Source organism: Ralstonia soli, assembly GCF_023955655.1.
GTDB classification, from domain to species: domain Bacteria; phylum Pseudomonadota; class Gammaproteobacteria; order Burkholderiales; family Burkholderiaceae; genus Ralstonia; species Ralstonia soli.
In genome coordinates this window covers 510,028-533,153 of sequence record NZ_JAMXHT010000005.1, presented here as the reverse complement: position 1 = coordinate 533,153, position 23,126 = coordinate 510,028, and the positions used below count along the sequence as shown (strand labels likewise).

Sequence of the window (23,126 nt, the reverse complement as noted above, 5' to 3'; positions counted from 1 at the left end):
AATGAACAGACCTTCGCCGCCACCCCACGTTTTTTTAAACAGAATGGCTGACTGGCATTACCCCCTTTTTCGGGGGCTCGAATGATAAACGGCAAATCCGGCGGAAACTTAATGGCAAAGCGCACCTATTGCAAGAATCGTTCGCCAGGCGCACAGCCGCTTCCGGACTTGCGATACAGCCATTTCATTGCCTGAACGCGTTATTTTCCGCTGCGGAACCGGCAATCAGGAGGCGATCGGCCTTGCATTCGCGTACCGGTGAAGAGGCAACGCCAATACAGGTGCAAACGCGCGACGGCATTCCCGCCCATCCCCCGGGGTGTCTCCTTTTGTCTGCACACAGGCATCGAGAAGCGGCGATGCGCAGGTATCGGCGGCGTCCGGATATGCCACTTCATCATGGCTGCGACCAAGGCACGCCATGGCTCCCGCCTCCGCTGTCACGTCGCCAGGCGTTATTTCGCTGTTCCCATATGCGGAATCAGGCACTGTGCATTGACCACCGTTATCACCGACCCTATATTGCGCTTACGACACTCCATTCAGCCGCCGTCTCACCGCTTTTACCCGCGACATGTCCGCTTCGACCTGGACGCCCCTGCTGCTCTCCCTCAAGGTGGCCGGCTGGGCGACCGCCCTCAACCTCGTCCTGGGCGTCGCCGCCGCCTACGCACTGGCGCGCATGCGCAGCGGCCTGCGTGACGTCATCGATTCGGTGCTCACGCTGCCGCTGGTGCTGCCGCCGACCGTGCTCGGCTATTACCTGCTCGTGCTGCTGGGCCGGCGCGGCCCAATCGGCGGATGGCTCGACAGCATGGGCATCCAGCTCGTCTTTACGTGGCAGGGCGCGGTGATCGCCTCCACGGTGGTGGCGTTTCCGCTGGTCATGAAGTCGGCACGCGCCGCGTTTGAGGGGGTAGACCACCAGTTGGAAAACGCCGCCCGCGTGCTGGGCCTGCCGGAAGCGGCTGTGTTCTTTCGCGTGACGCTGCCGCTGGCCGCGCGCGGCATTGCCGCCGGGGTGCTGCTGGCGTTTGCACGTGCGCTGGGCGAGTTTGGCGCGACGCTGATGATTGCCGGCAACCTGCCCGGCCGCACGCAGACGCTCTCCGTCGCCATCTACGAAGCCGTGCAGGCCGGCGACGATGCCACCGCCAACACGCTGGTGCTGATCACCTCGCTCACCTGCATCGTGGTGCTGGTGGTGGCCAGCCGCCTGCTGCAAGGGCGAGCACCCAGCCTGCAGGAGCAGCCGGCATGATCGACCTCGTCGTGCAGAAGACGCTGGCGAGCGCGGCACGTGTGTTCTCGCTCGACATTGCCGTGCGTTCTGACAGCCATCGCGTGGTGCTGTACGGGCCGTCCGGTGCAGGCAAGAGCCTCACGCTGCGTGCCATCGCCGGCCTGATGACGCCCGACCGCGGCCATATCGTGCTGAACGGCCGCACGCTGTTCCACCACACCGAGGGGGTCAGCCTCAGCGTGCAGGAGCGCCGCGTCGGTTATCTCTTCCAGGATTACGCGCTCTTCAACCACCTGACGGTGGCGCAGAACATCGCGTTCGGGCTCAAGCGCGGGTGGTTCAACCCGCCCCGTCGTCGGCATGACCCGCGCGTACAGCCGTGGATCGACACGTTCGAACTGGGCGCCGTGGCCGCCAACTACCCTGCGCAGATCTCGGGAGGCCAGCGCCAGCGGGTGGCACTGGCCCGTGCGCTGATCGCCGAACCCTCCATGCTGCTGCTCGACGAGCCTTTTGCCGCGCTGGACCCGGCGCTGCGCACACGCATGCGCTCGGAGCTGTCTGCCCTGCAAGCGCGGCTGCAGGTGCCGATGCTGATGATCACGCATGACCCAGCCGATGTGGAGATTTTCGGTGACCACGTGTTCGAGCTGCGCGATGGCCGCGTGGTGGCCGATGCGGTGCGCTCGCCGGATGCGCCCCCGCTGTCGCCCTATCCGCATCTGACGGCGGTGGTGAACCGCTAGGGTCCGGACCTAAAACACGCCCAACGCCAACCCGGTTGCCAACGCCTCGCCCAGGGCATGGCAACGTTCTAGCGCTTCTGCGCCGATGTGCTTGGAGGCCAGGATGGCCTCGGGCGTTTGCGCATGTGTACACACGATGATGGGCTCGGCCACGGGCTTGAGCCGCCAGCCGGTGGCGATGCGGTCGATCTGCCGCACGGCGTTCTGGCCGTCGCTGCCCGCGCAGATGAGGCATGCGTAAGGACGGCCGTTGATGCGGTCCAGTGCGGGGTAGTAGCAGCGGTCAAAAAAATCCTTGAGCTGCCCGCTGATGGCGGCGAGGTTCTCTGGTGTGGCAAAGACGTAGCCGTCCGCCGCGAGCACATCGTCGGGCCCTGCCTGCGCCGCGTGGAGCAAGCGCACGACCACGCTGCCTTCCGCAACGGCGCCCGCCTGCGCAGCCTCGGCCATCTGGCGCGTGCCGCCCGTCATCGAGTGATAGACGATCAGCAGCGTTTTGGCTGCAGCCATGGCGCCTACGCCAACCCGAGAATCACGCTCGACGCCTCGAACACGGCCACGGCCTCCACACCCTCGGCCAAGCCCAGCGTCTCGACCGCCGTGCGCGAGAGCATGGCCACCAGCACGGTTTCACCCGCCGATGCGGCATGCGCATCCAGCAAACGCAGGCGCACTTCGGCCTGTACCGCGCCATCGCGAATTTCCGTCACCACGCATGGCAACTGGTTTTCTGCCGACACGCGCCACTCGCCCACGCCGTCGCCCATACTGCGCAGCAGCATCACGGCGGGCGCCTTGATGAGCGCGACGGCCTGCACGCCCGGTGCCAGCCCCAGCGCATGCGTGCTTTCCTGCGTGATGGTGGCGGCCACGGCCTGGCCGCCCGGCAGGCGCAGCGACACCACATCGTTGACGGCGCCCGATGCCACCGATTCCACCGTGCCGAATAGCGCATTGCGCGCGCTCGTGCGCAGCATCAGGCGTCGCAGCAGGTGGGCATCTTCACTCGCGGCTCGCGCGGCGGCGTCCAGGCATTCGACAAATCGGCGGTGCTCGGCTTCCAGCACACGGAAGCTCTCGATCAGCCGCTGCGCGCGCGGCGTCAGCACACTGCCGCCACCGCCCTTGCCGCCCGTGGTGCGCACCACCAGCGGCTCGCCGGCCAGGTTGTTCATGGTGTCGATGGCGTCCCACGCAGCCTTGTAGGACAGCCCCACGGCCTTGGCACCCGCAGTGATGGAGCCCGTCTGGCCGATGGCAGCCAGCAGTTCGATGCGGCCGTGACCGCCCCAATTGTCTTCACCGGCGCGCAGCCAGATGGTGCCGTCGAGTTCCAGCATGTCGTCTCGTGTTGGATGGAGATTGCAACATGCAGATGTTAACGCTGACACGCCGATCGGGGGCGGGATCAGCGCATCCCGGGGTGGGACAGGATCAAGCCGCCATCAGGCGCGGCGTACGCACGTGCAGCAGCACCGAGCGCGAGAGCAGCAACCCGCCGAGGAAGCCGAACAGCGCACTGAACAGCGTCATGAAGCTGGCCGAGTGCGAGACTTCCGGGTGCATCGCCAGCATCACGTTGTAGGCGTAGCGGGCGCCGAACAGGCCCACGATCACCACCATCGGCACCCAGCTGCCGGGCACGCGCACGGTGCCGGCTGTCTCCGACACCGCCCCGTTGGGCGGCGACATATATGTGAGCAGGAACGCCACCAGGACGGCCACCAGCCACATCGTGAGCGCAAGCGGGCTGCCATGGCTCGCCATCGACACGCCGTAGAGCGAGTACGCGGCCACCACCAGCGGCAGCATGACCAAGCGGCGACGTGACACGACACGCGGCTGCATCTGGCGCACCCCGATAGCGATCAGCACGGCAAACACCACGAACACCCAGGCGGGCGTATGCGACACGATGGCGCTGATGGATTCGAGCATGGCGGTCTCCCTGTTGGAATGACGCCAGCTTGGGTGCCGGTTGCGGCACGCGGGAGCGGATTGCGACGAACGGCAGAAACGCCGGCGTGAACGGCTCGGTCAGCCGATGCAGTCAGCCGACTCAGTCATCCAAGCGCGGCACGCACACCTGCGTCCACCACGGACAAGTGCGCCCGCAGCAGGCGGTCGAAACCTTCCGCGGTAACCGGCTTGCCGATGTAGTAGCCCTGGATTTCCTGGCAGCCCGCCTTGGCCAGGAATTCCACCTGGTCGGCATCTTCCACGCCTTCAGCGGTGACAGTCATGCCCAGCGCACGCGCCATGGCGACGATGGCCTCGGTCAGCGCCACGGAATCGGGGTCGCCCGGAATGCCGGTGATGAACGAGCGGTCGATCTTGACGTTGCTGATCGGGAAGCGCTGCAGATACGACAGCGACGAATATCCGGTGCCGAAATCGTCGATGGAAATGCGAATGCCCTGCGCAGTGAGCGCATCGAACATCGGGCGGACTTCATCCGCGCCGCCCATCAGCAGGCTTTCGGTAATTTCCACTTCCAGCGCGGTGGGCGGCAGGCCGGTGTCGGCCAGCACCTGCTCGATCATCGGCACCACGTCGCCGGCCTGGAACTGGCGCGCCGAGAGGTTGACCGCCATGCGGAAGTCATAACCAAGCGCCTGGTACCACGTCACCGCCTGTTCGCAGGCGCGGCGCAATACCCAAGCGCCGATCGGCACGATCAGCCCGGTCTCTTCCGCCACCGGGATGAACTCCACCGGCGAGATTGCCCCGAGCTTGGCACTGTTCCAGCGCAGCAGCGCCTCGGCGCCGACGATGCGGTGGCTGGCCAGGTCGTACTTGGGCTGGTAGACGAGTTGCAGTTCGTCGTTCTCGCGGGCATCGCGCAGGGCGTTTTCCAGCAGGTAGCGGCGCTGCAGGCGGGCGTTGAGCTCCGCCGTGTAGAACTGCGCGCGGTTGCGGCCGTTCTGCTTGGCGCGGTACATGGCGGCGTCGGCCGAGCGCAGCAGGTCGGAGCCCGTGAGGCCGTCGTGCGGATACAGCGCCACGCCAATCGACACGCCTAGGTAATAGCGCCCATTCACCGTGTCGAACGGCTCCCGCATTGCCTGCAGCAGCCGTTCGGCCAGCAGCGCGATGCGTTTGCCCTCGACCCGCTGGTCGATCAGGATGACGAACTCGTCGCCGCCCAGGCGCGCGATCACGTCGCCGGGGCCGATGCTGTCGGTCAGGCGCGCGGCGGCGCTTTGCAGCAGCGTGTCGCCGCAGGCATGGCCGGCGGTGTCGTTCACGCTCTTGAAGCGGTCGAGATCGAGAAAGAACAGCGCAAGTTCGCGGCTCTCGTCGCGCGCACCGTCGATGGCACCTTCCAGATGCGCGATGAAGAAGCTGCGGTTGGTCAGCCCCGTGAGCGCATCGTGCGCGGCGAGGTGACGCAGCCGCTGCTCGGCGCGCTTGATGTCGGTGATGTCGGCAAACGACAGCATGATGCTGCTGGGCACCGGCTCGCCGTGGCGGCGGATCGGGATGATGTTCTCGCGAATCCAGACCAGCTCGCCGGTCTTGAGCAGCAGGCCATAGACCCGCCCCAGGATGGGTTCGCCGCTACGCTTGACGAGCTGCGATGGCAACACATCACGCGCCACCTCGCGGCCGTCTTCGTCCACCACCCGTTGTAGCGGGTCCAGCCGGTTGCGGCCGACCAGCTGGCCGGGCCGCACACGCAGGATGCGCTCGGCGCTGGCGTTGGCAGCAAGCACCACGCCGTCCAGAGACTGGATCAGCACGCCCTCGTTCAGGTGCGAGATGGCCAGGCGATAGCGCTCTTCGCTCTCAGCCAGGCCACGCTCGATGGTGTCTTTCTGGATGGCGACGCCCGCCAGGTGCGTGACATCGTCCAGCAACTGTTGCTCCTCGTCGACCGGCAGGCAGGACTGGCGATAGAACAGCGTCAGCACGCCGAGCTTGTCGCCGCGCGACGAACGGATCGGGAACGCCCATGCCGCAGCAAAGCCGGCCGCCAGAGCCGCCGTGCGCTCGTGCTGCCAGCGTGGGTCGGCCGCAATGTTGTCGATCAGTACGGTATCGCCCAGGTACACGGCGCAGCCACATGCGCCGGCATCCGGACCGACGGGCGTGTTCTCCAGCGTGGCGGTATAGGGCGCAGGCAGCGTTGGCGCGGCGGCCACCCGCAGGCGCTGGGTGGCCGGATCAAGCAGCAGCACGGCCGACATCGCATTCGGATAGACCTGCTCCACATACAGGCACAGGTGGCGCAGCACGGTCGACAGCGTCGCATTGGAGGCGAGTTGCGCAAGCACGGCGTTCTCCGAGGCGAGCAGGCGTCGCGCATGCAGCGCTTCAGCGCGTGCCTGCACGGCATGGCGCTCCAGCGCATGGCGGGAGCCAGCCTCGCGCAGCACCAGCATGACAGCAGGCTGGCCGTCGTGCTCGCACGCGGTGGCGACGCTTTCGACCAGCACATGGGTGTAGTCGGCGCGCACCAGGCGGTGCTCGACCGGCTGGGCGGCGGTGCCGCTGCTCACCATGCCGGCCAGGCGCGGGACCACCTGGGCAACGTCATCGGGGTGGATCAGGCCGGCGAGCTGCGCGCCTGCCAGTTGCGCCACATCCTGGGCGCCCATCAGGCGCGCGGCGGCCGGGTTGGCTCGCACCACACGCCCTTCCACCGTCAGCAGGACGGCATCGGACGACAGCCGGGACAGCGCATCGAAATCGGTGCCGCGCCCCACCGTCACAGCCCCGGCTGCGGCCGCCACCGGACGCGGCGCAGCCTCGGGGCTCGGCGCAACGTCAACAGAAGAGGCTCCGGTCTGGACCGGAAGGTACTGGGTCATGGGCAATACGGTAGCTGGAACAGCAACGGCAACAGGAACACGACAGACCCGGCAGGTAGACAAAACCGAAGTCTCGACCCTATCCAACAACGGCGCACCGGCGGAAAACTGAAGAGCGACGCATGCAATACCCCCGGCATGCGTGCATCGGCAACCCCTCGTCGGGGTGCCCCAAGAAAAAACCCGCGCTCAGTTGACGAGGCGCGGGTTGAAATCTCTGGACCGTGTCGATCTGTTCCAGAGAGGAGAACCGTCCCATGAGGCGATCGACGCAGTGTTGCATCGCATCGCTTCCATGCAGTGAATCATAGTGGCCCCCTTAAAAAAACAAAGGACGGAAAAGACCGGGGTTTCCACCCCATTTTGATTTTCCGCCGACCCGTTTTTCTGGCACTGCTTGAACCCCGTTGCTGCTTGTCCCGTCTGCGTGCGCAGGCCTTGTTTGCCGCCCGTTTCACGATGCCGACGACATCGAGAAAAAATCTCCCCGGCATATTGATTGGTCGGCCGATGGCCGAGAATGTTCCGCTGCAGTCGATTATGTCGATCCGATGAAACATTTGCGCAGATAAAATCACGCCCGAGTGACCCATGCGGCAGATCACGGCGTCAAGTTTGGCCTTGCGCTGCCGTTATGGGACGGAAGAGCGCGCTTGCCCCGTGATCCTGCAGGCGCAATTTGGATGCCCCCGTGTCTGGACTCCCCATGCCGTCGCTATCTCCCCCCACCCGAACGCTTTCGCGGCGCAGCATGCGGTTGCTGATTGCCGTGAGCGTGCTGGCCGCCCTGGTTGCGCTGCCGCGCGCGCATGCGGCCACGCCGCACTCCGCGCCACCCCTCACCAGCACACCAGAAGCGCCCACCCCCGCCCCCGCGCCGAAGGCCCCCAAGCGCACCACCGTTGCGAGCGGCCCCACGTGCCAGGCCATCATGCAGCGTCTGTCGGGCAGCCTGGCGGCCACGCCCAGCACAGCCGACAAGCCCGGCGCAGTGATGATCGATGTCGACAAGGCCGGCGTGACGATGGCTTGCAGCCATTCCGACTCGATTGCCATTCCCGTACCGGGCGGCAAGCCCCGATGACAGGCTTCGCCATCGCTTACCGCACTGCCGTCGGCACGCTCGCGGCGCTGGCCATGCTGTCCGCTGCAGCCACGGGTGCAGAACACTGGATTGCACTGCCCGACCAACCCGACAGCTACGCCTCGCTCGACGTTGGCAGCATCCAGCGCATGCCCAGCGGCCCGGTGAGCGCATGGGTGCGCGTGGAAGCGGCCAACCGCGCAGGCATGCGGGCGTTACAGCGCATGTTCGGCGCATTTCGCGGTGACATGGCTGATTTTCAGTACACCGTCGACTGCCGCAGCCAGCAATTCTCGGTCTCGCGCGCCAAGCTGTACCAGGGCGCCATGACGGTCGCCGAAAAGCAGCTCGGCAACGATGCCGGCTGGCAGCGCGTGGACGGCGTCGGCCTGGCCGGCGCGGTGGCGCACCAGCTCTGCAGCGGATAGCAGCACCACCCTCCGCGCCCTGGACTCACGCGGCGGCGCCATCGTTGGTAACATCGCCGCGTGCGCCCCGCCTCCCTGTCCCCTTCGCCCGCTTCACCCCCGTCGCCTGACCCGCGTGTAACGGCGGATGCCAGCGTTTTCGGCACGCTCGCACGCGGCTCGCGCGCATCGCTGGAGCGCGTGGCCAACCTGGGCGACGGCGTGACCGCCGCCATCTGGCGCAACGAGCACGACGAGGCGCGCTACACCCAGCCCGGCCACCACACACTGTCGGTCTATCTGCAAGGCGGCTACACCACGCACCGGCAAGACTTGCCGCACCTGTTCGGTGCACCGGGGCGCGTATGCATGCTGCCCGCCGACCACCAGTCGGCGTGGGTGATCGAGCAGCCGATGCGCTTTGTGCACCTGTACTTCGCGCCCGATGCACTGGCCGGGCACGCGGTGCGCCTGCTCGACGCCGAGCCCCGGCTGTTCACGCTGCACGACCGCACCTTCATCGAAGACGCGCAGCTTGCACAGGCCTGCGCGAACATCGCCCGGCTTGACTGGAACGACCTCGATGACCGCATGCGCGCCAATGCGCTGGCCAACGACACGCTGTCGTATCTGGTGCAGACGCAAGGCCGCACGCGTGCGCTGGCGGTGCGCGGCGGGCTGGCGCCGCACGTGTGCCGCCGCATCGCCGCACGCATCGATGCCGAGCTGCATCTGCCGCTCTCGCTCGGGCAACTGGCGGCAGAAGCGAACCTGTCCGAATTCCATTTCGCGCGGATGTTTCACGCGTCGTTCGGGGCCGCGCCGCACACGTGGGTGATGCAGCAACGCATGACACGCGCGCAGACACTGCTGCGCACCACCACTCTGCCACTCGCCACCATTGCCGAGCGCTGCGGCTTTGCCAGCGCCAGCCATTTCAGCCGGCGCTTCACCATGCAACTGGGCGCATCGCCGTCACGCTACCGGCAGGCCTGGCAACGCGCATGAGCCTCAGCCTGCCGCGTCAATAAACGAACGACCGTACTTCGCCATCGGCCGAAAAGCTGCGCCAGCATAGCGTTTTCCACGATAGAGGCACATGGGTCATCGCAGTAACGTGGAGGCGGGTTCCCCATGGAGACTGACCATGTTTACCCATATCCTCCTGCCGACCGACGGCTCCGAGCAATGCCGCAAGGCCATCGACGGCGCACTCAAGCTCGCCCGCGCTACCGGGTGCCGGCTCACGGCCTACACGTGCATCGAAGAATTCCCCAACATGGCCTATTCGGCCGGCGTGGGCGAGTGTCCGCATGCGCACTACATGGAGCAGGTGCAGGGCTACGCCAAGGACTGCATTGACCGCATTGCAGAACGCGCGAAGGAAGAAGGCGTGACGTTCGACAGCGACGTGTCGCAGTTTGCGGAGCCCTACCTTGGCATCCTCGATGCGGCGAAGCGGCACGCGTGCGACGTCATCTTCATGGCTTCGCACGGGCACCGCAGCCTGATGGGACGATTGCTGATCGGCAACGAAACGCGCAAGGTGCTGACCTACGCGCACGTGCCGGTGGTGGTCTACCGTTAAACGCCGCGCCGATTACATTGCCGCCAGTTCCTGCATCGGAGCACCTTCATCGTGCTCCAGTTCGCGTTCGGCCACGCGTCGGGCCTCACGATCGCTGATCTCCTTGCGCTGCGCGGGCGTAAGCACCTCCATGACCTTGGCGCCGGCTTGCGCGCGCAGTTGCGCCGACTTGGCAACAGCGCGGCCAAGCGCTTCGGTCAGCGCGCGAGCACGTGCTTCGTCATATTGGCCTGATGCGACCATCTGATGCAGGTCGCGGCTCGCATGCGCGATGGCCTTGCGCTGCTCGCGCTCCTGCGGCATCTGCGCATACTGGATCGCGAAGATCTTGTCGCGCTGTTCTTCAGTCAATTTCAGGCCGCGCAGGAAAAACTCACCGCCGTGATGGCGACCCATGCCATGCGCGCCGCCCGCACCAAAGCCAGGGCCCGGGCCCCGCCCCATAATCTCCGGACCATGCGGCAGCATGGGCGACAGCGGCGCAGCGCCAGGCGCGGCGGTCTGCGCCAGCGCGGCGCACGAAAGCAGAAGCCCGGCAGCAACGGCAACCAGGCGGGGGGAAGTCACAGCGATCATGATGAGGCTCCTGATGAGATCGTCGGCCGGACATGCCAGCCATACGCTCACTGTAGCCATCGGCCCCGCGTCAAAGGTGGGCAAACGGTGGAGTTTTCTTGACGCTCCGTTGACGTGCCGCCTAGGCGTCGAGCCGATAGCCCACGCCGTAGACGGAGTGGATCATGTCCGTTCCCGGGCTCGCCTGCTCCATCTTGCGGCGCAGGTTCTTGACATGCGTGTCGACCGTGCGGTCGGTCACGATGCGGTGGTCGTCGTAGATCTGCTCGAGCAGATTGGCGCGTGAGAGGATGCGGCCCGGCGCGCCGGCCAGCGCGGCCAACAGCCGAAACTCCACGGGCGTGAGGTCCAGACGCTGGCCACGCAGCGTGGCGGCATAGCCAGCGGCATCGATCAGCAACGCGCTTTCAGGCGTACCGCCGCCGCGCTGCACGCGGCGCAGGATCGTCTTGATGCGCGCCACCAACTCGCGTGGGCTGAAGGGCTTGCAGACATAGTCATCGGCACCGAGTTCCAGGCCGAGCAGGCGGTCGATCTCTTCCACGCGCGCCGTGACCATGACGATCGGCACCTCGCTGAAGGCACGCACCTCGCGGCAGATCTCCAGGCCGTCCTTGCCGGGCAGCATGAGGTCGAGCAGCACGAGTTCGGGCGCGGCTTCACGGATGCGCTGCACGGCGTTCGAGCCATCGGCCAGCCACTCGGTTTCATAGTGTGCGGCACGCAAGTAGTCGATCATCAATGCGGCCAGCTTGGGTTCGTCTTCAATGATCAGAATCATGGTCAATCACGGGCAGCAAGAGAATGAAGAACAGGCAAGCGAATGGCAATCCACAGCCCGCCCAGTGGCGAAGATTTGGCCTCAATGGTGCCGCCATGGGCGGCAACGATGGTCTGGCACAGGCTCAGGCCCAGCCCGGCTCCGCCCTGCGCACGGCTGCGCGAGGCGTCGACGCGGAACAGGCGGTCGAAGAGGCGCGGCAGCGCCGCTTCGAGCACACCCGGCGCGCTGTCCTGCACATCGATCCGCTGCCAGTCGCCGTCTTGGTGGACGCGCACACGCAACGTGCCACCGGCATCGGTATAGCGCAGCGTGTTTTCCAGCAGGTTGTGCATGACCTGGCGCAAGCGCTGCGGGTCACCATTGATCAGGTGGGCGTACGAAGGTCCGGCCGGCACATCCAGCTGCAGCGCAATGCCCTTTTCCATCAAACGAGGCGTAAAGCCCTGTACGGCGCTGCAAACGGCATCGGCCAGGTCCAATGGCTCCATGTGGAAGGCTAGCGCGCCCACGTCGGCCAGCGAGAGCTCATACAGGTCATCGATCAGCTTGCTGAGCGTCGACACCTCTGCCTGCAATGAGGCGAGCGAGGTGGCCGTCAGCGGGCGCACGCCATCCTCCAACGCTTCCAGCTCGCCGCGCAACACGGCCAGCGGTGTGCGCAGCTCGTGCGAGATATCGGCGGTGAGCTGGCGGCGCATCTTCTGGTTGGCCTCCAGCGACGCGGCGAGGTGGTTGAAATCCGCCGCCAGGCCGCCGAGCTCATCGCGCGAATGCACGTCCACGCGGGCGGCGTAATCGCCGTCGGCCATGCGGCGCGCGGCATCGGTCATCCGGCGCATCGGGGCAAGCAAGCCGCGGGCGAGCAGCACCGCCACGAGCGCAGCCAGCAGGACCGACAGCCCTGCGATGATCCACGTGGCGCGCAACTGCTGCGCCTGGAAGGCCTGGTCAGCACCCTCGGGGACGCGCACGCGCGGCGGCATGGCCAGCCAGCCGACGGTCTGGCCGTTGTGGTGCAGTTCGTGCCATCGCGCGTTGGGCCCGAGCGGCGGCCCGTCGCCGATGATGACGTTGCGCTGGGCGTCGAGCAGCCAGACCGGCGAACGCGGCATCGGTGGTGCTTCGCCCGGCGCAAGTGGCGGCTGGCTGTCCGTGCGTGGTGCGCCGAGCGGGAACGGTTCAAAGCGGCGGCCGGCCGGCGGTTCCAAATGCTCCCCGCCCATGCCGCTGGCACGGGCACGCGCGCCCTCGCGGCGCAGCAGGCGGAACCACGCCGCGCGATCCTCACGGAGGAAATCCCAGTTGCCGTGCTGCGTGTAGGCGGTCTCCACGCCTTGCGCGAGCACGGCCATGCGCTCGGCCTCGCGTGCGTTCACGTAGTCGAGAAAGTTGGCGTCGAAGCGCCAGCGCACCGCCACACCCATCGCGAGCGCAACAACGATGCTCAGCATGAACAGCGCGACGAACAGCTTGGAGGTGATACCGAAAGACGGGCGCATGAAACAGTCAGGGTGGCCTGGCAGGCCGCCGGCGGGAGTGGTTCCCGCACGGCCCGGCAGCAGGTACGGCCGCATCTTACCGGGCGTGCTGCGGGCAGAGCGCCCCAGCATACCAACCGCATGCGGGCAGAAAATGAGCGAAATGCGAAGAAAGCGTATGCTGCTGCCACGCTGCATCATTGCTTCCGCCCCAAGGAGCCCTCCCTTGCCCAGTCGGCCGGCCAACCCCGCGTTTTCGATGCACCGCTGCGCCATGCGCGGCGTGCAGGCCGTCGCGGCCGATTCCGGCCACACCTTCCCGCGCCATACGCACGGCCAGTTCGGCATCGGCATCATCGATCGCGGGGCACAGAAGTCATTCAGCGGACGCGGCATGGTCCAAGCCGGCGCGGGCGACGTCATCACGGTCAACCCGTTTGAAGTGCACGACGGCACACCCATCGGCGATGCCGGCCGCGCGTGGCGCATGCTTTACCTCGACCCCGACGTCGTCGCCGAACTGGCGCACGACCTGCACACCGGCCACCACCGCGACGCTGAGTTTGATCGCCCCGTCATCCATGATGCGCACCTGGGCCGCAGCGTGCGCCTGTTGTTCGCGCAGATGACGGTGACCGCCGCGCAACACGATGCGTTGCTGCGCGAGCAACTGCTGCTCTCCGTATTGGCGAATGCGCTGCATGCCCCCACCCCATCCGCCGACGATGCCCCTGATGCCATCCGGCTCGCCCACACCCGCATCGACGACGACCCAGCTGCTGCCGTCTCCCTGCTGGACTTGGCGCACGAGACCGGCCTGAGCCGCTTCCAAGTGCTGCGCGGCTTTGCCCGCGTGGTTGGCCTTACGCCCCACGCCTACCAGGTGCAACGTCGCGTGGCCCTCGCGCGCCGGCTGATCGGCCAGGGCCTGCCGCTGGCAGACGTGGCCGCCGCCTGCGGCTTTGCCGACCAGAGCCACATGACGCGGCAGTTCGTACGCAAATACGGTGTGTCACCGGGCATGGTGGCGGCGGCGCGCTAGCGGAATCCGCGGCACTGCAATTTCGTTCAAGACGCGCGTATCGCGTGCGCCCATCCTGCGGCTTTCTCACGCGCGGGGTGCGATATGTCCAAACGACTCGAAGGTTGCGTCTACCTGGCGCTGGCGATGGTGCTGGTGGGCAGCACGGTGGCGGCCAGCAAGATCATCGCGGCGGGCTTGCCGCCGTTTACGGCGACGGCGTTGCGCTTTGCGATGGCGCTGCCGCTGTTCCTCGTCATCCTGCGTGCAACGGGCGCGCGCTGGCCGGTGCTCGCGCGTCGCGATTGGGCGCTGCTGTTCCTGCAGGCGGCGGCCGGCAGCGTGGGGTATACGACGCTGCTGATTTCGGGGTTGCGGCACACATCGGCGGCGGATGCAGGCGTCATCATCGGCACGCTGCCCGTCATGTCGGCGCTCATTGCCATCGTGCTGCTAGGCGAGCGGCCGGGCCGCACCACGCTCGGCGCAATTGCGCTGGCCACGGCGGGTGTGCTGGCTATTGCGCTGCAACCGCGCGGCGATGCAACGCACCCGCTGCTGGGCAACCTGCTTGTGATGGGCGCAGTGGTGTGCGAGGGGCTCTTCATCCTGCTCAACAAGCGGCTGCGCACACCAGTGCCGCCGCTGGCGCTGTCGGCGTTGATGAGTGCATTCGGTTTGTTGACGGCGTTGCTGCCCACGCTGTGGGAAGCGCCATGGCAGTTGCACGCCTCCACTGAAGCAACGCATGCGCTGGCCGCCGTGGCGTACTACGCGATCGTGCCGACGGTCGGCGGATTTGTGCTCTGGTATGCGGGCGCGGCGCGCGTGAGCGGTGCCGAAGCCGCGCTGTTCACGGCGCTGGCGCCGGTGGCGGCGGTGGTGTTTGCGGCAACGCTGCTGGGCGAGTCCGTCAGCGCACGCCAGGCGGGCGGCATTGCGTGCGTGCTGGCCGCGGTGCTCAGCCTCGGGCTGGCGCGTGCATCAGCGCCCGCTTCGTCGACGCCCTAGGCTTCGGCCTCGGGCGCCGTCACGTCTTCCATGCGCTCGATGCGCACACGCACGATGCGGCGGCTGCCGGCTTCGAGGATGACGAAACGCAGGTCGTGGCGCACCAGCGTGTCGCCCACTTCGGGCAGGCGGTCCCATTGGTTGAACAGGTAGCCGCCCAGGCTCGTGGCGCCGCCGCCCTCGTCGAGGAGCCAGTCGACGTGCAGCACGTCTTCGAGCTGGCGCAGGTCGGCTTCGCCGGCCACTTCCCAGCAGCCGTCGCTGACTTCAACCACGCCGGGGCGCTCGTCTTCATCGGGGAATTCGCCTGCGATGGCTTCGAGCACGTCGATGGGGGTGACCACGCCCTGGATCACGTCGAGCGAATCTGTCACCACCATCATGCGTCCGCGTGCGCGCTTGAGCTTATCCATCAGGCGCAGGATGCCGATGTTGTCCGACACCTTGAGCGCGGGCTTGACGCTGCGGTTCACGTCGATGGCGCCGCGCGTGTCGAGATCGCCCATCAGGTCTTTAGCGCGCGCCACGCCCACCAGGTCATCGAGCCCGCCGCGGCACACCGGAAACTGGTTGTGCGGCACGGCCAGCAGCAGCTTGCGGGTGACCGCCGCATCGGCATCCAGATCCACCCACGAAATATCGTGGCGCGGCGTCATGATCGAGCGCACCGAGCGTTCGGCCAGATCCAGCACGCCGCTGACCATGCTGCGCTCTTCGGGGCGGAACACGGTCTCCGGCGCGTGCTGGCCCGCCTCGTGGGCGGCCGCTTCATGCGGCTCGGCTTCCGCTTGTGCGCCACGGCGATCGCCCAGCAGGCTGAGTACCGCATCGGCCGTGCGCTCGCGCAGCGGGCGGCGGCGTTCGTAGCGCACGGTGTTGCGCTGGGCCACCTGGTTGAAGAACTCGATCAGGATCGAGAAGCCGATGGCCGCGTACAGATAGCCCTTCGGAATATGGAAGCCCAGACCCTCCGCCACCAGCGAGAAGCCGATCATCAGCAGGAAGCTCAGGCACAGCACCACCACCGTGCGGTGCGCATTGACGAACGCCGTAAGCGGGCGCGACGCAAACAGCATGGCGCCCATGGCGATCACCACGGCCGTCATCATCACCGGCAGATCGTTGACCATGCCCACGGCCGTGATGACGGAGTCGATGGAGAACACCGCATCCAGGATCACCACCTGCGCGATCACGTTCCAGAACTTGCCGTGGCCGGTGCCGTGGCTCTCGTCCTGCGGTTCGCCGTCCAGGCGCTCGTGCAGCTCGGACGTCGCCTTGAACAGCAGGAAGAAGCCACCGAGCAGCAGGATGATCGAGCGGCCGGACAACTCCACGGGCCCGAGCGTGAGCAGCGGCTTGGTCAGCCCGATCAGCCACGACATGGTCGCCAGCAGCACCATGCGCATCACCAGGGCCAGGCCCAGCCCGATCATCCGGGCGCGGTCGCGCAGCGCCGGCGGCAGCTTGTTGACCAGGATGGCGATGAAGACGAGGTTGTCGATGCCGAGAACGATCTCGAGCACCACCAGGGTGAACAGGCCGATCCAGATGGACGGGTCAGCAAGCCAGGTCATAGTGGGAATACAAAAGCCGCAGAAAGACAATCCGCCGATGATAACCGCAGCGCATACACGGCCCCCGGCGAATCCCGCGTGAAGTGTTGCAACAAACGGGCCGCGGCGGGGTTCAGCCGAAGATCTAGCGTTGTGCGACGCGGCTGCCGCCCTGAGCGGATTGCATCGCGCGCGCGGGGCGGTAGCCGTCGGTCAGCGTCTTGAGGAAGGCAACGATGTCGCGCACGTCGGCCTCGGACAGCGCAGGCTTGTCGCCGGGCTTGCCGCCAAACGGGGGCTCCATGTTGACGTTGGCGCGGTACTGCGACGGCAGGTCGTCGAACTTGTCGACGGTGCCGTCGGCGCGGCGCGGATACCACTTCTGCGGCTGCGTGTCGCGCTGCGCATAGAAACGCACCGCATCTTCCAGCGAATGGATGGCACCGTTGTGGAAGAACGTCTTGCGCAGTGCAACGTTGCGCAAGGACGGCGTGCGGAAGCGGCCGCAGTAGTCGGCGTGGCCTTTCAGGTCGGTCCGGTCGGGGCCGCACAGGCCGAGGTCGAAGAACGCCGGATCGGCATTGCCCGCCAGTGTGCGGTTGCGCGGCACGCCCACGGCAATGTGGCCGAAATCGGTAAAGGCCGGAAACGCGCCGTCCTGCTTGATGGCGCTCACGTGGCACGAGGCGCAGTTGCCCTTGGCCGGATCGGCAAACGCCTGCAGGCCACGCATTTCCTGCGGCGACAGCTTGACCTGTTTGCGCAAATACGCGTCGTACTTGCTGTCGTACGGGTAGAACTCGCCGGGCGTCTGCTGGAAGACTTCGAGCGCCATGAGCGCCGCGCGGAAGGCGGTGTCTTCGTTGTCGAGAATGTCGTTGCCGAACACCTGGCGGAAGGTCTGCGCATGACGGCCCGCGCGTAGCTTGGCTACCACGCTGGCCGCCGTGCCGTTGGCCATTTCGTGCGCCGACAGCAGCGGAATGCGTGCCTGGTCGTGCGTGGACGACACGCGGCCGTCCCACGTGTAGCCGCCGGTGGGGCCCTGATCTTCGGCATCGTTGCCGTCGTTCTCAAAAAAGTGCTCAGAGAACGGCGGCACATTCTGCAGATAGCGCAACGACGGCGCGGCACGCACGCCTGTGTTGTTCATGCCCGCGCCGCCGAGCTGCACCGAAAGATCGTTCGGCGGGCCATAGGCGTGCGTGGGGCTGTGGCAGCTCGCGCAGGCCAGCTTGCCGGAGGCAGACAGTGCGGGATCGAAGAACAGCGCCTTGCCGAGTGCCGTCATGGCGGGCACCGAGGGTCGGCGCGTTGCCATCATCGTGTAGAAGGCCTTTTCGTAGGCCGGCGCGGCTGCCGGGGCCACCGTTGCAGCGGGCTTGGCTGCGGGGGCCGACGCGAGTGCCGGTGCGGTTGCGGCGTGCGCCACCGGTTCAGCCCGCCCGCATCCGCTCAACCCGGCGGCCAACCCCAGCACGAGCGCAGAAGCGCCAAGCATGCGAACAGTGGACAGCGGCAGAAGATGAGGCATCGACGGTGAGCGCAATGATGGAAGCCTTGCAACTTAGCATGGCGCCCATGACACTTTGATGTCGTCAAACCGATGTCACGTCAGCCCTTGGAGAGTTCCCATGGTGGCAAATGTCTTCAAACGTTCGATGGTGCCCCTGCTCCTCCTGATGGTGGTGTTCATGCTGAACTGGGGTGAGTTCAGCCCACTGCGGGGCTCCACGCCAGCGTTTGCATCATCAACTTGTCACACACGAAGCACAGACTCCGGCTCGCTTTCGTCCCCCACACAACAATCCAGGGAAATCATGAGCCGAGCGTTTCGTCTTCTGCCGCTGACCGCATTGGTCGCGGCCAGCATGTCTGCCTGTGGCGGCAGCGATTCGAACAGCAACGCCTCCGCGTCCACCTCGGGCGTCGTGACCGGCAGCTACTTCGAACATGCCAAGGTCTGCATCGACTCCAATAACAACGGCAAGTGCGATTCGGGTGAAGCCAGCACCTATACCGATGCCAACGGCGCGTACACGCTGCCGGGCTCGGGCGCCATCACCGTGGAGATCGGCACCGACGCCTTCCGCAACGATCCGGCCACCGGCGCGCACACGGCCATCACGCGTCCGCTGGTGTTCCGTGCACCGGCCGGCGCCAACGCCATCGTCAGCGCGATCTCCACCGAACTGGCCACGCTGATGGACACCAACGGTGGCGACATCAACGCCGCCAAGACGGCCCTCGCCGCGCGTCTGGGCGTGACGGTCGACAAGCTGCTGGAAGACCACAACAAGGAAACCGACGCCACGACCAAGGCTGCACTGCAGGCCGAGATCGACCAGGCCATCGACCTGATCGCCGATGCCGTGTCCAGTGGCGGCGATGTCGGCAAAGCGGTGCGTGACAGCGTGAGCAAGCGCATGGCGCTGGTCGACAACGTCAAGACGATCGTCGTGATCTACGCGGAAAACCGCGGCTTCGACAACATGTACGGTCTGTTCCCGGGCGCCAACGGCATCCCCGGCGTGAACCCCACCTCCACCGGTACCGCCGTCGCGCAGAAGGACTTCGACGGCTCCGTGCTGCCGACGCTGCCGCCGACCTGGGGTGGCCTGACCGCCGCCGGCCAGAGCGTGACCGTCACGCAGGCACAGACCACCGGCTGGGCCAACAAGCCCTACCAGATCGACAACCCTGCCGGCGTGAACGGCACGGGCGTGGTGGTGCCGCAAAGCGTAACCACGCGCGACCTGGTGCACCGTTTCTATAACAACCAGATGCAGATCAATGGCGGCAAGAACGACAAGTTTGCCGCCTACTCCGACGCCGGCGGCTTGTCGATGGGCTACTACGACGGCAGCAAGATGTCGATGTGGAACATCGCCAAGCAGTACACACTGGCCGACAACTTCTTCATGGGCGCGTTCGGCGGTTCGTTCCTGAACCACCAGTACCTGATCTGCGCCTGCGCGCCGGTCTACCCGAACGCCAAGAGCTCGCCGGCAGCCAACAGCATCTCGAAGGTCACGGTCAATGCGGATGGCATTCCGGTGCTGGATGCGGGCACGGGCGCCCCGACTTCAGCCCTGTCGGGCGCACCGGTGTATGCCAAGGACAGCACGCTCACGGCCGACGACGGCTCGGGCGTGTTCTACGCCGTCAACACGATGCAGCCGCCGTACCAGCCGTCGGGCAACGCCGTGGCCAGCAGCAACCCGGCCTATGCCGACCCGTCCAAGGCCACGACCATGCCGACGCAGTCGACCACGAACATCGGCGACCTGCTCACGGCCAAGGGCGTGAACTGGGCCTGGTACGCCGGCGCCTGGAACTCGGCCCTGGCCGACGCGCCCAACACCACGCGCAGCGTGATCTACTCGGGCACGGTTCAGTTCCAGCCGCACCACCAGCCGTTCAACTACTACAGCCGCTTTGACCCGGCCACCACGAACGGCGCCACCGAGCGCGCAGCCCACCTGAAGGACTACGACGCCGCCTTCCTGCAGGATGCTGCCGCCGGCAAGCTGCCGCCCGTGACGTTCTACAAGCCGCAAGGCAACCTGAACCAGCACCCCGGCTACGCCAACGTGGCCGACGGCGACGCCCACATCGCCAAGGTGATCGCCCAGCTGCAGAACAGCCCGCAGTGGAAGAACATGGTGATCGTCGTGACGTATGACGAAAACGGCGGTTTCTACGACCACGCCACCGTGCCGAAGGCCGACCGCTGGGGGCCGGGCACGCGTATTCCGGCGATCATCGTCTCGCCGTTCGCGAAGAAGGGCTTCGTTGACCACACCCAGTACGACACGGCTTCGGTGCTGCGCCTGATCACGCACCGCTTCGCTCTGCCGACGCTGGCTGGCCTGAAGCAGCGCGACGACGCCCTCGTCACCAACGGCAACAAGCCGATGGGTGACCTGACCAACGCGCTGGACTTCTCGCAGGTGCAGTAACGCTGCGGCGCAATCGTGATAAAGAAGGCGGCCCGGAGCCATCCTGGCCGCCTTTTTTCATTGCGCGCTATTTGCCCTTCTTCTTGCCGGCGGGCTTTTCGCTCTCCAGCGTTTCGAGCCGCATCCCCACCTTGATCGTCACCTGCCAGTGAGCGATCCGGCCGTCAACAAGATGGCCGCGCGTTTCCAGCACTTCAAACCAGTCCAGATACTTGAGCGTCTCGCCCGCTCGGGCGACCGCGTTACGGATGGCTGCGTCACTGGAGTCGGGAGAAGAACCGACCAGCTCGATCATCTTGTAGGTATGGGAACCCATATCGCCTCCTTGTTGGCATGATTGGAACGTCGGCGGTGCCCGGGCTGCGCGCCCGCGGTGCGCAGGTCATGGCACTTACAGAATGGCACCTGACTCCGCCCTCTGATAGCCCGGATTTGCACGGGGCTGAAAAATCCTGGCGGTTAATTGCGTTTACAAAGTTGACAAACGTTGTCAGCTGCGAGCGACGCATCGTGTCAAACCCATGGCAGCCAGCCTCCGAGTTGTCACATTTCGTACGTGTGCTGCGCGCGTTTTGCCCGCAGACAAGCGCTCCGCCGCTGGCACAAAACATGCCTCGACGGTGATATCCCCTTTCCCAAAGACCGCGCCATGCGTGACCCCGCCCAAACTGCCGCGCCAAGCCCGCACACGTCGGCCCCGGCCGACATGCCATCCGACACGGCACGCCTGCTGGCCAATACCGTTCCGCTTGAGATGGAGTGCTGCGGCCGCCGGATCGAGGCCACCTATTCGGCGCGCAACGACATCGTGACCGTCAAGTATCGGGACAAGACGCTGTCCACCTATTCGCCCCAGGGCGACCACAAAGCCGTCGCGCGTCAGCTGCTCTGCGTGATGCTGACCATCTGAGCCCCTGGTTCGGGCTTCATCCGGCTCAATGCCGGGCTTTGACGGCGCGCGCGCCGCGCACCGGTCGACCGAATTCCGCCCGCAGGCTGTCCTTCGCTCGCTCCAGAATCTGGCGCCGCCCGGTGCTGAGGTTGTGCCCCGCCCGATTGATATAGAACGTCAGCATCGACATGGCCGACTGGAATGCCGTCCCCTTGCGCCGCCGGCTGTGCTCGGCCGAGGCCTTGAGCGAGGCCGCGATGCGCGCGGGGCTGCGCGCCTTGAAGATGTCGGGTTCGAGGTCCAGCGCGTCGCTGGTTTCCATCACGCGGTGTGACCAACGATGGGCTGCCGGCTTGGCCCGCGCGGTTTTCGATCTGGGGTGCGAAGTGGTGTGGCGTGTAGCCATGGTGAAATCTCCCGTAATGCGATACCCGCGTTCCCGCAAGCCTCGTACCCGTGCAAGCGGCTGCAAACGCTCGACTTCCGTTACGATGACGGACGTTTTGCTGCGTTTTTCCACCTCCTTCATTTACCGCCGAGCTCCGGCGTGCAATCAACGTGTCTGGCGACGCCGGTCTTTCCTCCGCCCCTTCTTCCGCGGCTTCCGCGCCTGTGCCAACGGCTTCGCATGCGCCGTTCTCCTACCCAGCGTTCCGGCTGTTCTGGTTCGCCAAGCTATCCACCACGTTCGCCTATCAGATGTTCGGCGTAGCCGTCGGCTGGCAGATCTACGACCTGACCCGCAGTGCCTATGTGCTTGGCCTGGTCGGACTTGCACAATTCCTGCCGTCGGTCGTGCTGGTGCTGGCCTCGGGCCACATTGCCGACCGCTACGACCGGCGCCGCGTGGTGCGCGCCTGTCAGGCGATCGAGGCGCTGGTGGCGCTGTCGCTGGCCGTCATCACGTCGATGGGGCATGCCAGCGTCCAGCCGATCTTCCTGTGCGTGGTAGTGATCGGCGCAATGCGCGCCTTCGAGACGCCCACGCTGCAGGCGCTGCTGCCCTCGCTGGTGCCGCTGGAGGTGCTGCCGCGCGCGGTGGCGCTGTCCAGCTCGGCAGGCCAGACGGGCATCATCCTCGGGCCTGCCGTGGGCGGGTTTCTGTATGTGGCCGGTGCGCCGGTTGTGTATGCGTCGGCAGCGGGCCTGTTCGTGCTGGCGCACGTGCTGCTGGCCGTGCTGCGCATGGAGCGCGTAGCGCCCGTCAGCACGCCGGTGAGCCTGGAGTCGCTGTTTGCGGGCATCGTGTTCATCAAGGGACGGCCGGTGGTGCTGGGCGCCATCTCGCTGGACCTGTTTGCCGTGCTGCTCGGCGGCGCGACGGCGCTGCTGCCGATCTACGCGCGCGACATCCTCGGGACCGGTGCTTGGGGACTGGGGCTGCTGCGTTCGGCACCGGCCGTGGGGGCGCTTGGCATGGCGCTGTTCCTGGCACACCGTCCGCTGGATCGGCACGTGGGCCGCGTGATGTTTGCGGCCGTCGCGGTGTTCGGGTTGGCAACGCTGGTGTTCGGAGTGTCGCGCTGGCTGCCGCTGTCGATGCTGGCGCTGGTGCTGCTGGGCGCATCGGACATGATCAGCGTCGTGATCCGCACCTCGCTGGTGCAGCTCGACACACCCGATGCCATGCGCGGGCGCGTGAGCGCGGTCAATTCCGTGTTCGTGGGCGCATCCAACCAACTGGGCGAATTCGAATCGGGCATGGTGGCCGGGCTGCTGGGTCCGGTGGCCTCGGTGGTCATCGGTGGCTTGGGCACGCTTGTCGTGGTGGCGCTGTGGATGCGGCTGTTCCCGGCGCTGACGCACCGCGACCGCATGCGCGATCCGCACCCCGGGCACCCCTCGCCAGGGGGATAAGCCCGCGGGCCCGCGCCGCTGCTGGCCTGAGCAAGAATCGGGGGCCGTCTTGCACGCGTGTCAGCGAAACCCCGATGGCAGTGGCAACGGCCAGTTCGTATCCTGAG

General features: G+C 66.4%; 22 protein-coding genes. 11 read left to right on the top strand and 11 right to left on the bottom strand.

The annotated features are described in order from the left end of the window. Nucleotides 1-574 precede the first annotated feature (574 nt). Both modB and NG900_RS15555 read left to right on the top strand, forming a co-directional pair. Nucleotides 575-1,261 carry a molybdate ABC transporter permease subunit gene (gene modB / locus NG900_RS15560; RefSeq protein ID WP_252681972.1) on the top strand — a complete coding sequence of 229 codons (687 nt, stop codon included), beginning with the start codon at nucleotides 575-577 and terminating at the stop codon, nucleotides 1,259-1,261. Next, nucleotides 1,258-1,989: an ABC transporter ATP-binding protein gene (locus NG900_RS15555; protein WP_252681969.1), complete on the top strand. Its 732-nt coding sequence runs from the start codon at nucleotides 1,258-1,260 to the stop codon at nucleotides 1,987-1,989. The genes modB and NG900_RS15555 overlap by 4 nt, the downstream gene beginning before the upstream one ends. 9 nt (nucleotides 1,990-1,998) lie before the next feature. Here the strand turns inward: NG900_RS15555 and NG900_RS15550 are convergent, their stop codons facing one another. The 4 genes from NG900_RS15550 to NG900_RS15535 all read right to left on the bottom strand — a co-directional run bounded on the left by NG900_RS15550 (nucleotide 1,999) and on the right by NG900_RS15535 (nucleotide 6,803). Continuing rightward, a complete protein-coding gene (locus NG900_RS15550) occupies nucleotides 1,999-2,499 on the bottom strand; it encodes a flavodoxin family protein (RefSeq protein WP_252681967.1) in 501 nt (166 codons plus the stop codon). A 5-nt stretch (nucleotides 2,500-2,504) separates the two neighbouring features. Next, on the bottom strand, nucleotides 2,505-3,329 hold the full coding sequence (locus NG900_RS15545) for a TOBE domain-containing protein (protein WP_252681965.1): 825 nt from the start codon (nucleotides 3,327-3,329) through the stop codon (nucleotides 2,505-2,507). 94 nt (nucleotides 3,330-3,423) lie between these two features. Further along, nucleotides 3,424-3,927, bottom strand: a complete 504-nt coding sequence (locus NG900_RS15540; protein ID WP_252681963.1) for a DUF6622 family protein — start codon at nucleotides 3,925-3,927, stop codon at nucleotides 3,424-3,426. A gap of 125 nt (nucleotides 3,928-4,052) precedes the next feature. After that, a complete protein-coding gene (locus tag NG900_RS15535; protein WP_252681961.1) occupies nucleotides 4,053-6,803 on the bottom strand; it encodes a sensor domain-containing protein in 2,751 nt (916 codons plus the stop codon). A gap of 706 nt (nucleotides 6,804-7,509) precedes the next feature. On the opposite strand from NG900_RS15535, the gene NG900_RS15530 reads away from it, so the two are divergent. The 4 genes from NG900_RS15530 to NG900_RS15515 all read left to right on the top strand — a co-directional run bounded on the left by NG900_RS15530 (nucleotide 7,510) and on the right by NG900_RS15515 (nucleotide 9,882). Continuing rightward, complete coding sequence (locus NG900_RS15530; RefSeq protein WP_252682187.1) at nucleotides 7,510-7,887, top strand: glycoprotein; 378 nt, start codon at nucleotides 7,510-7,512, stop codon at nucleotides 7,885-7,887. After that, complete coding sequence (locus tag NG900_RS15525) at nucleotides 7,884-8,315, top strand: hypothetical protein (RefSeq protein WP_252681960.1); 432 nt, start codon at nucleotides 7,884-7,886, stop codon at nucleotides 8,313-8,315. Before NG900_RS15530 ends, NG900_RS15525 begins: the two co-directional genes overlap by 4 nt. Before the next feature lie 75 nt (nucleotides 8,316-8,390). Continuing rightward, nucleotides 8,391-9,302: a helix-turn-helix transcriptional regulator gene (locus NG900_RS15520; RefSeq protein ID WP_252682185.1), complete on the top strand. Its 912-nt coding sequence runs from the start codon at nucleotides 8,391-8,393 to the stop codon at nucleotides 9,300-9,302. Nucleotides 9,303-9,441: 139 nt separating this feature from the next. Beyond that, the gene (locus tag NG900_RS15515; protein ID WP_252681958.1) at nucleotides 9,442-9,882 is read left to right on the top strand and encodes a universal stress protein; all 441 of its coding nucleotides are present in this window, start codon (nucleotides 9,442-9,444) and stop codon (nucleotides 9,880-9,882) included. Nucleotides 9,883-9,894: 12 nt separating this feature from the next. On the opposite strand, the gene NG900_RS15510 is transcribed toward NG900_RS15515, so the two are convergent. The 3 genes from NG900_RS15510 to NG900_RS15500 form a co-directional block, all read right to left on the bottom strand. After that, complete coding sequence (locus tag NG900_RS15510; RefSeq protein WP_252681956.1) at nucleotides 9,895-10,458, bottom strand: Spy/CpxP family protein refolding chaperone; 564 nt, start codon at nucleotides 10,456-10,458, stop codon at nucleotides 9,895-9,897. 121 nt (nucleotides 10,459-10,579) lie between these two features. Continuing rightward, a complete protein-coding gene (locus NG900_RS15505) occupies nucleotides 10,580-11,239 on the bottom strand; it encodes a response regulator (RefSeq protein WP_252681954.1) in 660 nt (219 codons plus the stop codon). 2 nt (nucleotides 11,240-11,241) lie between these two features. Beyond that, nucleotides 11,242-12,741, bottom strand: a complete 1,500-nt coding sequence (locus NG900_RS15500; RefSeq protein WP_252681952.1) for an ATP-binding protein — start codon at nucleotides 12,739-12,741, stop codon at nucleotides 11,242-11,244. A gap of 253 nt (nucleotides 12,742-12,994) precedes the next feature. Here NG900_RS15500 and NG900_RS15495 point away from each other — a divergent pair, with 253 nt between their 5' ends. Then, nucleotides 12,995-13,762 carry an AraC family transcriptional regulator gene (locus tag NG900_RS15495; protein WP_252682183.1) on the top strand — a complete coding sequence of 256 codons (768 nt, stop codon included), beginning with the start codon at nucleotides 12,995-12,997 and terminating at the stop codon, nucleotides 13,760-13,762. 84 nt (nucleotides 13,763-13,846) lie between these two features. Beyond that, on the top strand, nucleotides 13,847-14,752 hold the full coding sequence (locus NG900_RS15490; RefSeq protein ID WP_252681950.1) for a DMT family transporter: 906 nt from the start codon (nucleotides 13,847-13,849) through the stop codon (nucleotides 14,750-14,752). On the opposite strand, the gene NG900_RS15485 is transcribed toward NG900_RS15490, so the two are convergent. Together NG900_RS15485 and NG900_RS15480 are read right to left on the bottom strand one after the other, a co-directional pair. Next, nucleotides 14,749-16,329, bottom strand: coding sequence for a TerC family protein (locus NG900_RS15485; RefSeq protein WP_252681948.1), 1,581 nt, complete (start codon nucleotides 16,327-16,329; stop codon nucleotides 14,749-14,751). The two genes, NG900_RS15490 and NG900_RS15485, sit on opposite strands and share 4 nt — an antisense overlap. Nucleotides 16,330-16,453: 124 nt before the next feature. Next, nucleotides 16,454-17,809: a cytochrome-c peroxidase gene (locus NG900_RS15480; RefSeq protein ID WP_420804155.1), complete on the bottom strand. Its 1,356-nt coding sequence runs from the start codon at nucleotides 17,807-17,809 to the stop codon at nucleotides 16,454-16,456. A gap of 319 nt (nucleotides 17,810-18,128) precedes the next feature. Between NG900_RS15480 and acpA the strand changes: the two genes are divergently transcribed. Beyond that, nucleotides 18,129-20,270 carry an acid phosphatase gene (gene acpA, locus NG900_RS15475; protein ID WP_252681944.1) on the top strand — a complete coding sequence of 714 codons (2,142 nt, stop codon included), beginning with the start codon at nucleotides 18,129-18,131 and terminating at the stop codon, nucleotides 20,268-20,270. Nucleotides 20,271-20,337: 67 nt separating this feature from the next. Here acpA and NG900_RS15470 read toward each other — a convergent pair whose 3' ends face one another. After that, on the bottom strand, nucleotides 20,338-20,586 hold the full coding sequence (locus NG900_RS15470) for a dodecin (protein WP_252681942.1): 249 nt from the start codon (nucleotides 20,584-20,586) through the stop codon (nucleotides 20,338-20,340). A 333-nt stretch (nucleotides 20,587-20,919) separates the two neighbouring features. Here NG900_RS15470 and NG900_RS15465 point away from each other — a divergent pair, with 333 nt between their 5' ends. Next, complete coding sequence (locus tag NG900_RS15465) at nucleotides 20,920-21,180, top strand: hypothetical protein (RefSeq protein ID WP_252681940.1); 261 nt, start codon at nucleotides 20,920-20,922, stop codon at nucleotides 21,178-21,180. Between the two features lie 25 nt (nucleotides 21,181-21,205). On the opposite strand, the gene NG900_RS15460 is transcribed toward NG900_RS15465, so the two are convergent. Continuing rightward, a complete protein-coding gene (locus NG900_RS15460) occupies nucleotides 21,206-21,568 on the bottom strand; it encodes a DUF3175 domain-containing protein (protein ID WP_252682181.1) in 363 nt (120 codons plus the stop codon). A 152-nt stretch (nucleotides 21,569-21,720) separates the two neighbouring features. On the opposite strand from NG900_RS15460, the gene NG900_RS15455 reads away from it, so the two are divergent. Continuing rightward, nucleotides 21,721-23,019: an MFS transporter gene (locus NG900_RS15455; protein ID WP_252681938.1), complete on the top strand. Its 1,299-nt coding sequence runs from the start codon at nucleotides 21,721-21,723 to the stop codon at nucleotides 23,017-23,019. Nucleotides 23,020-23,126 lie beyond the last annotated feature (107 nt).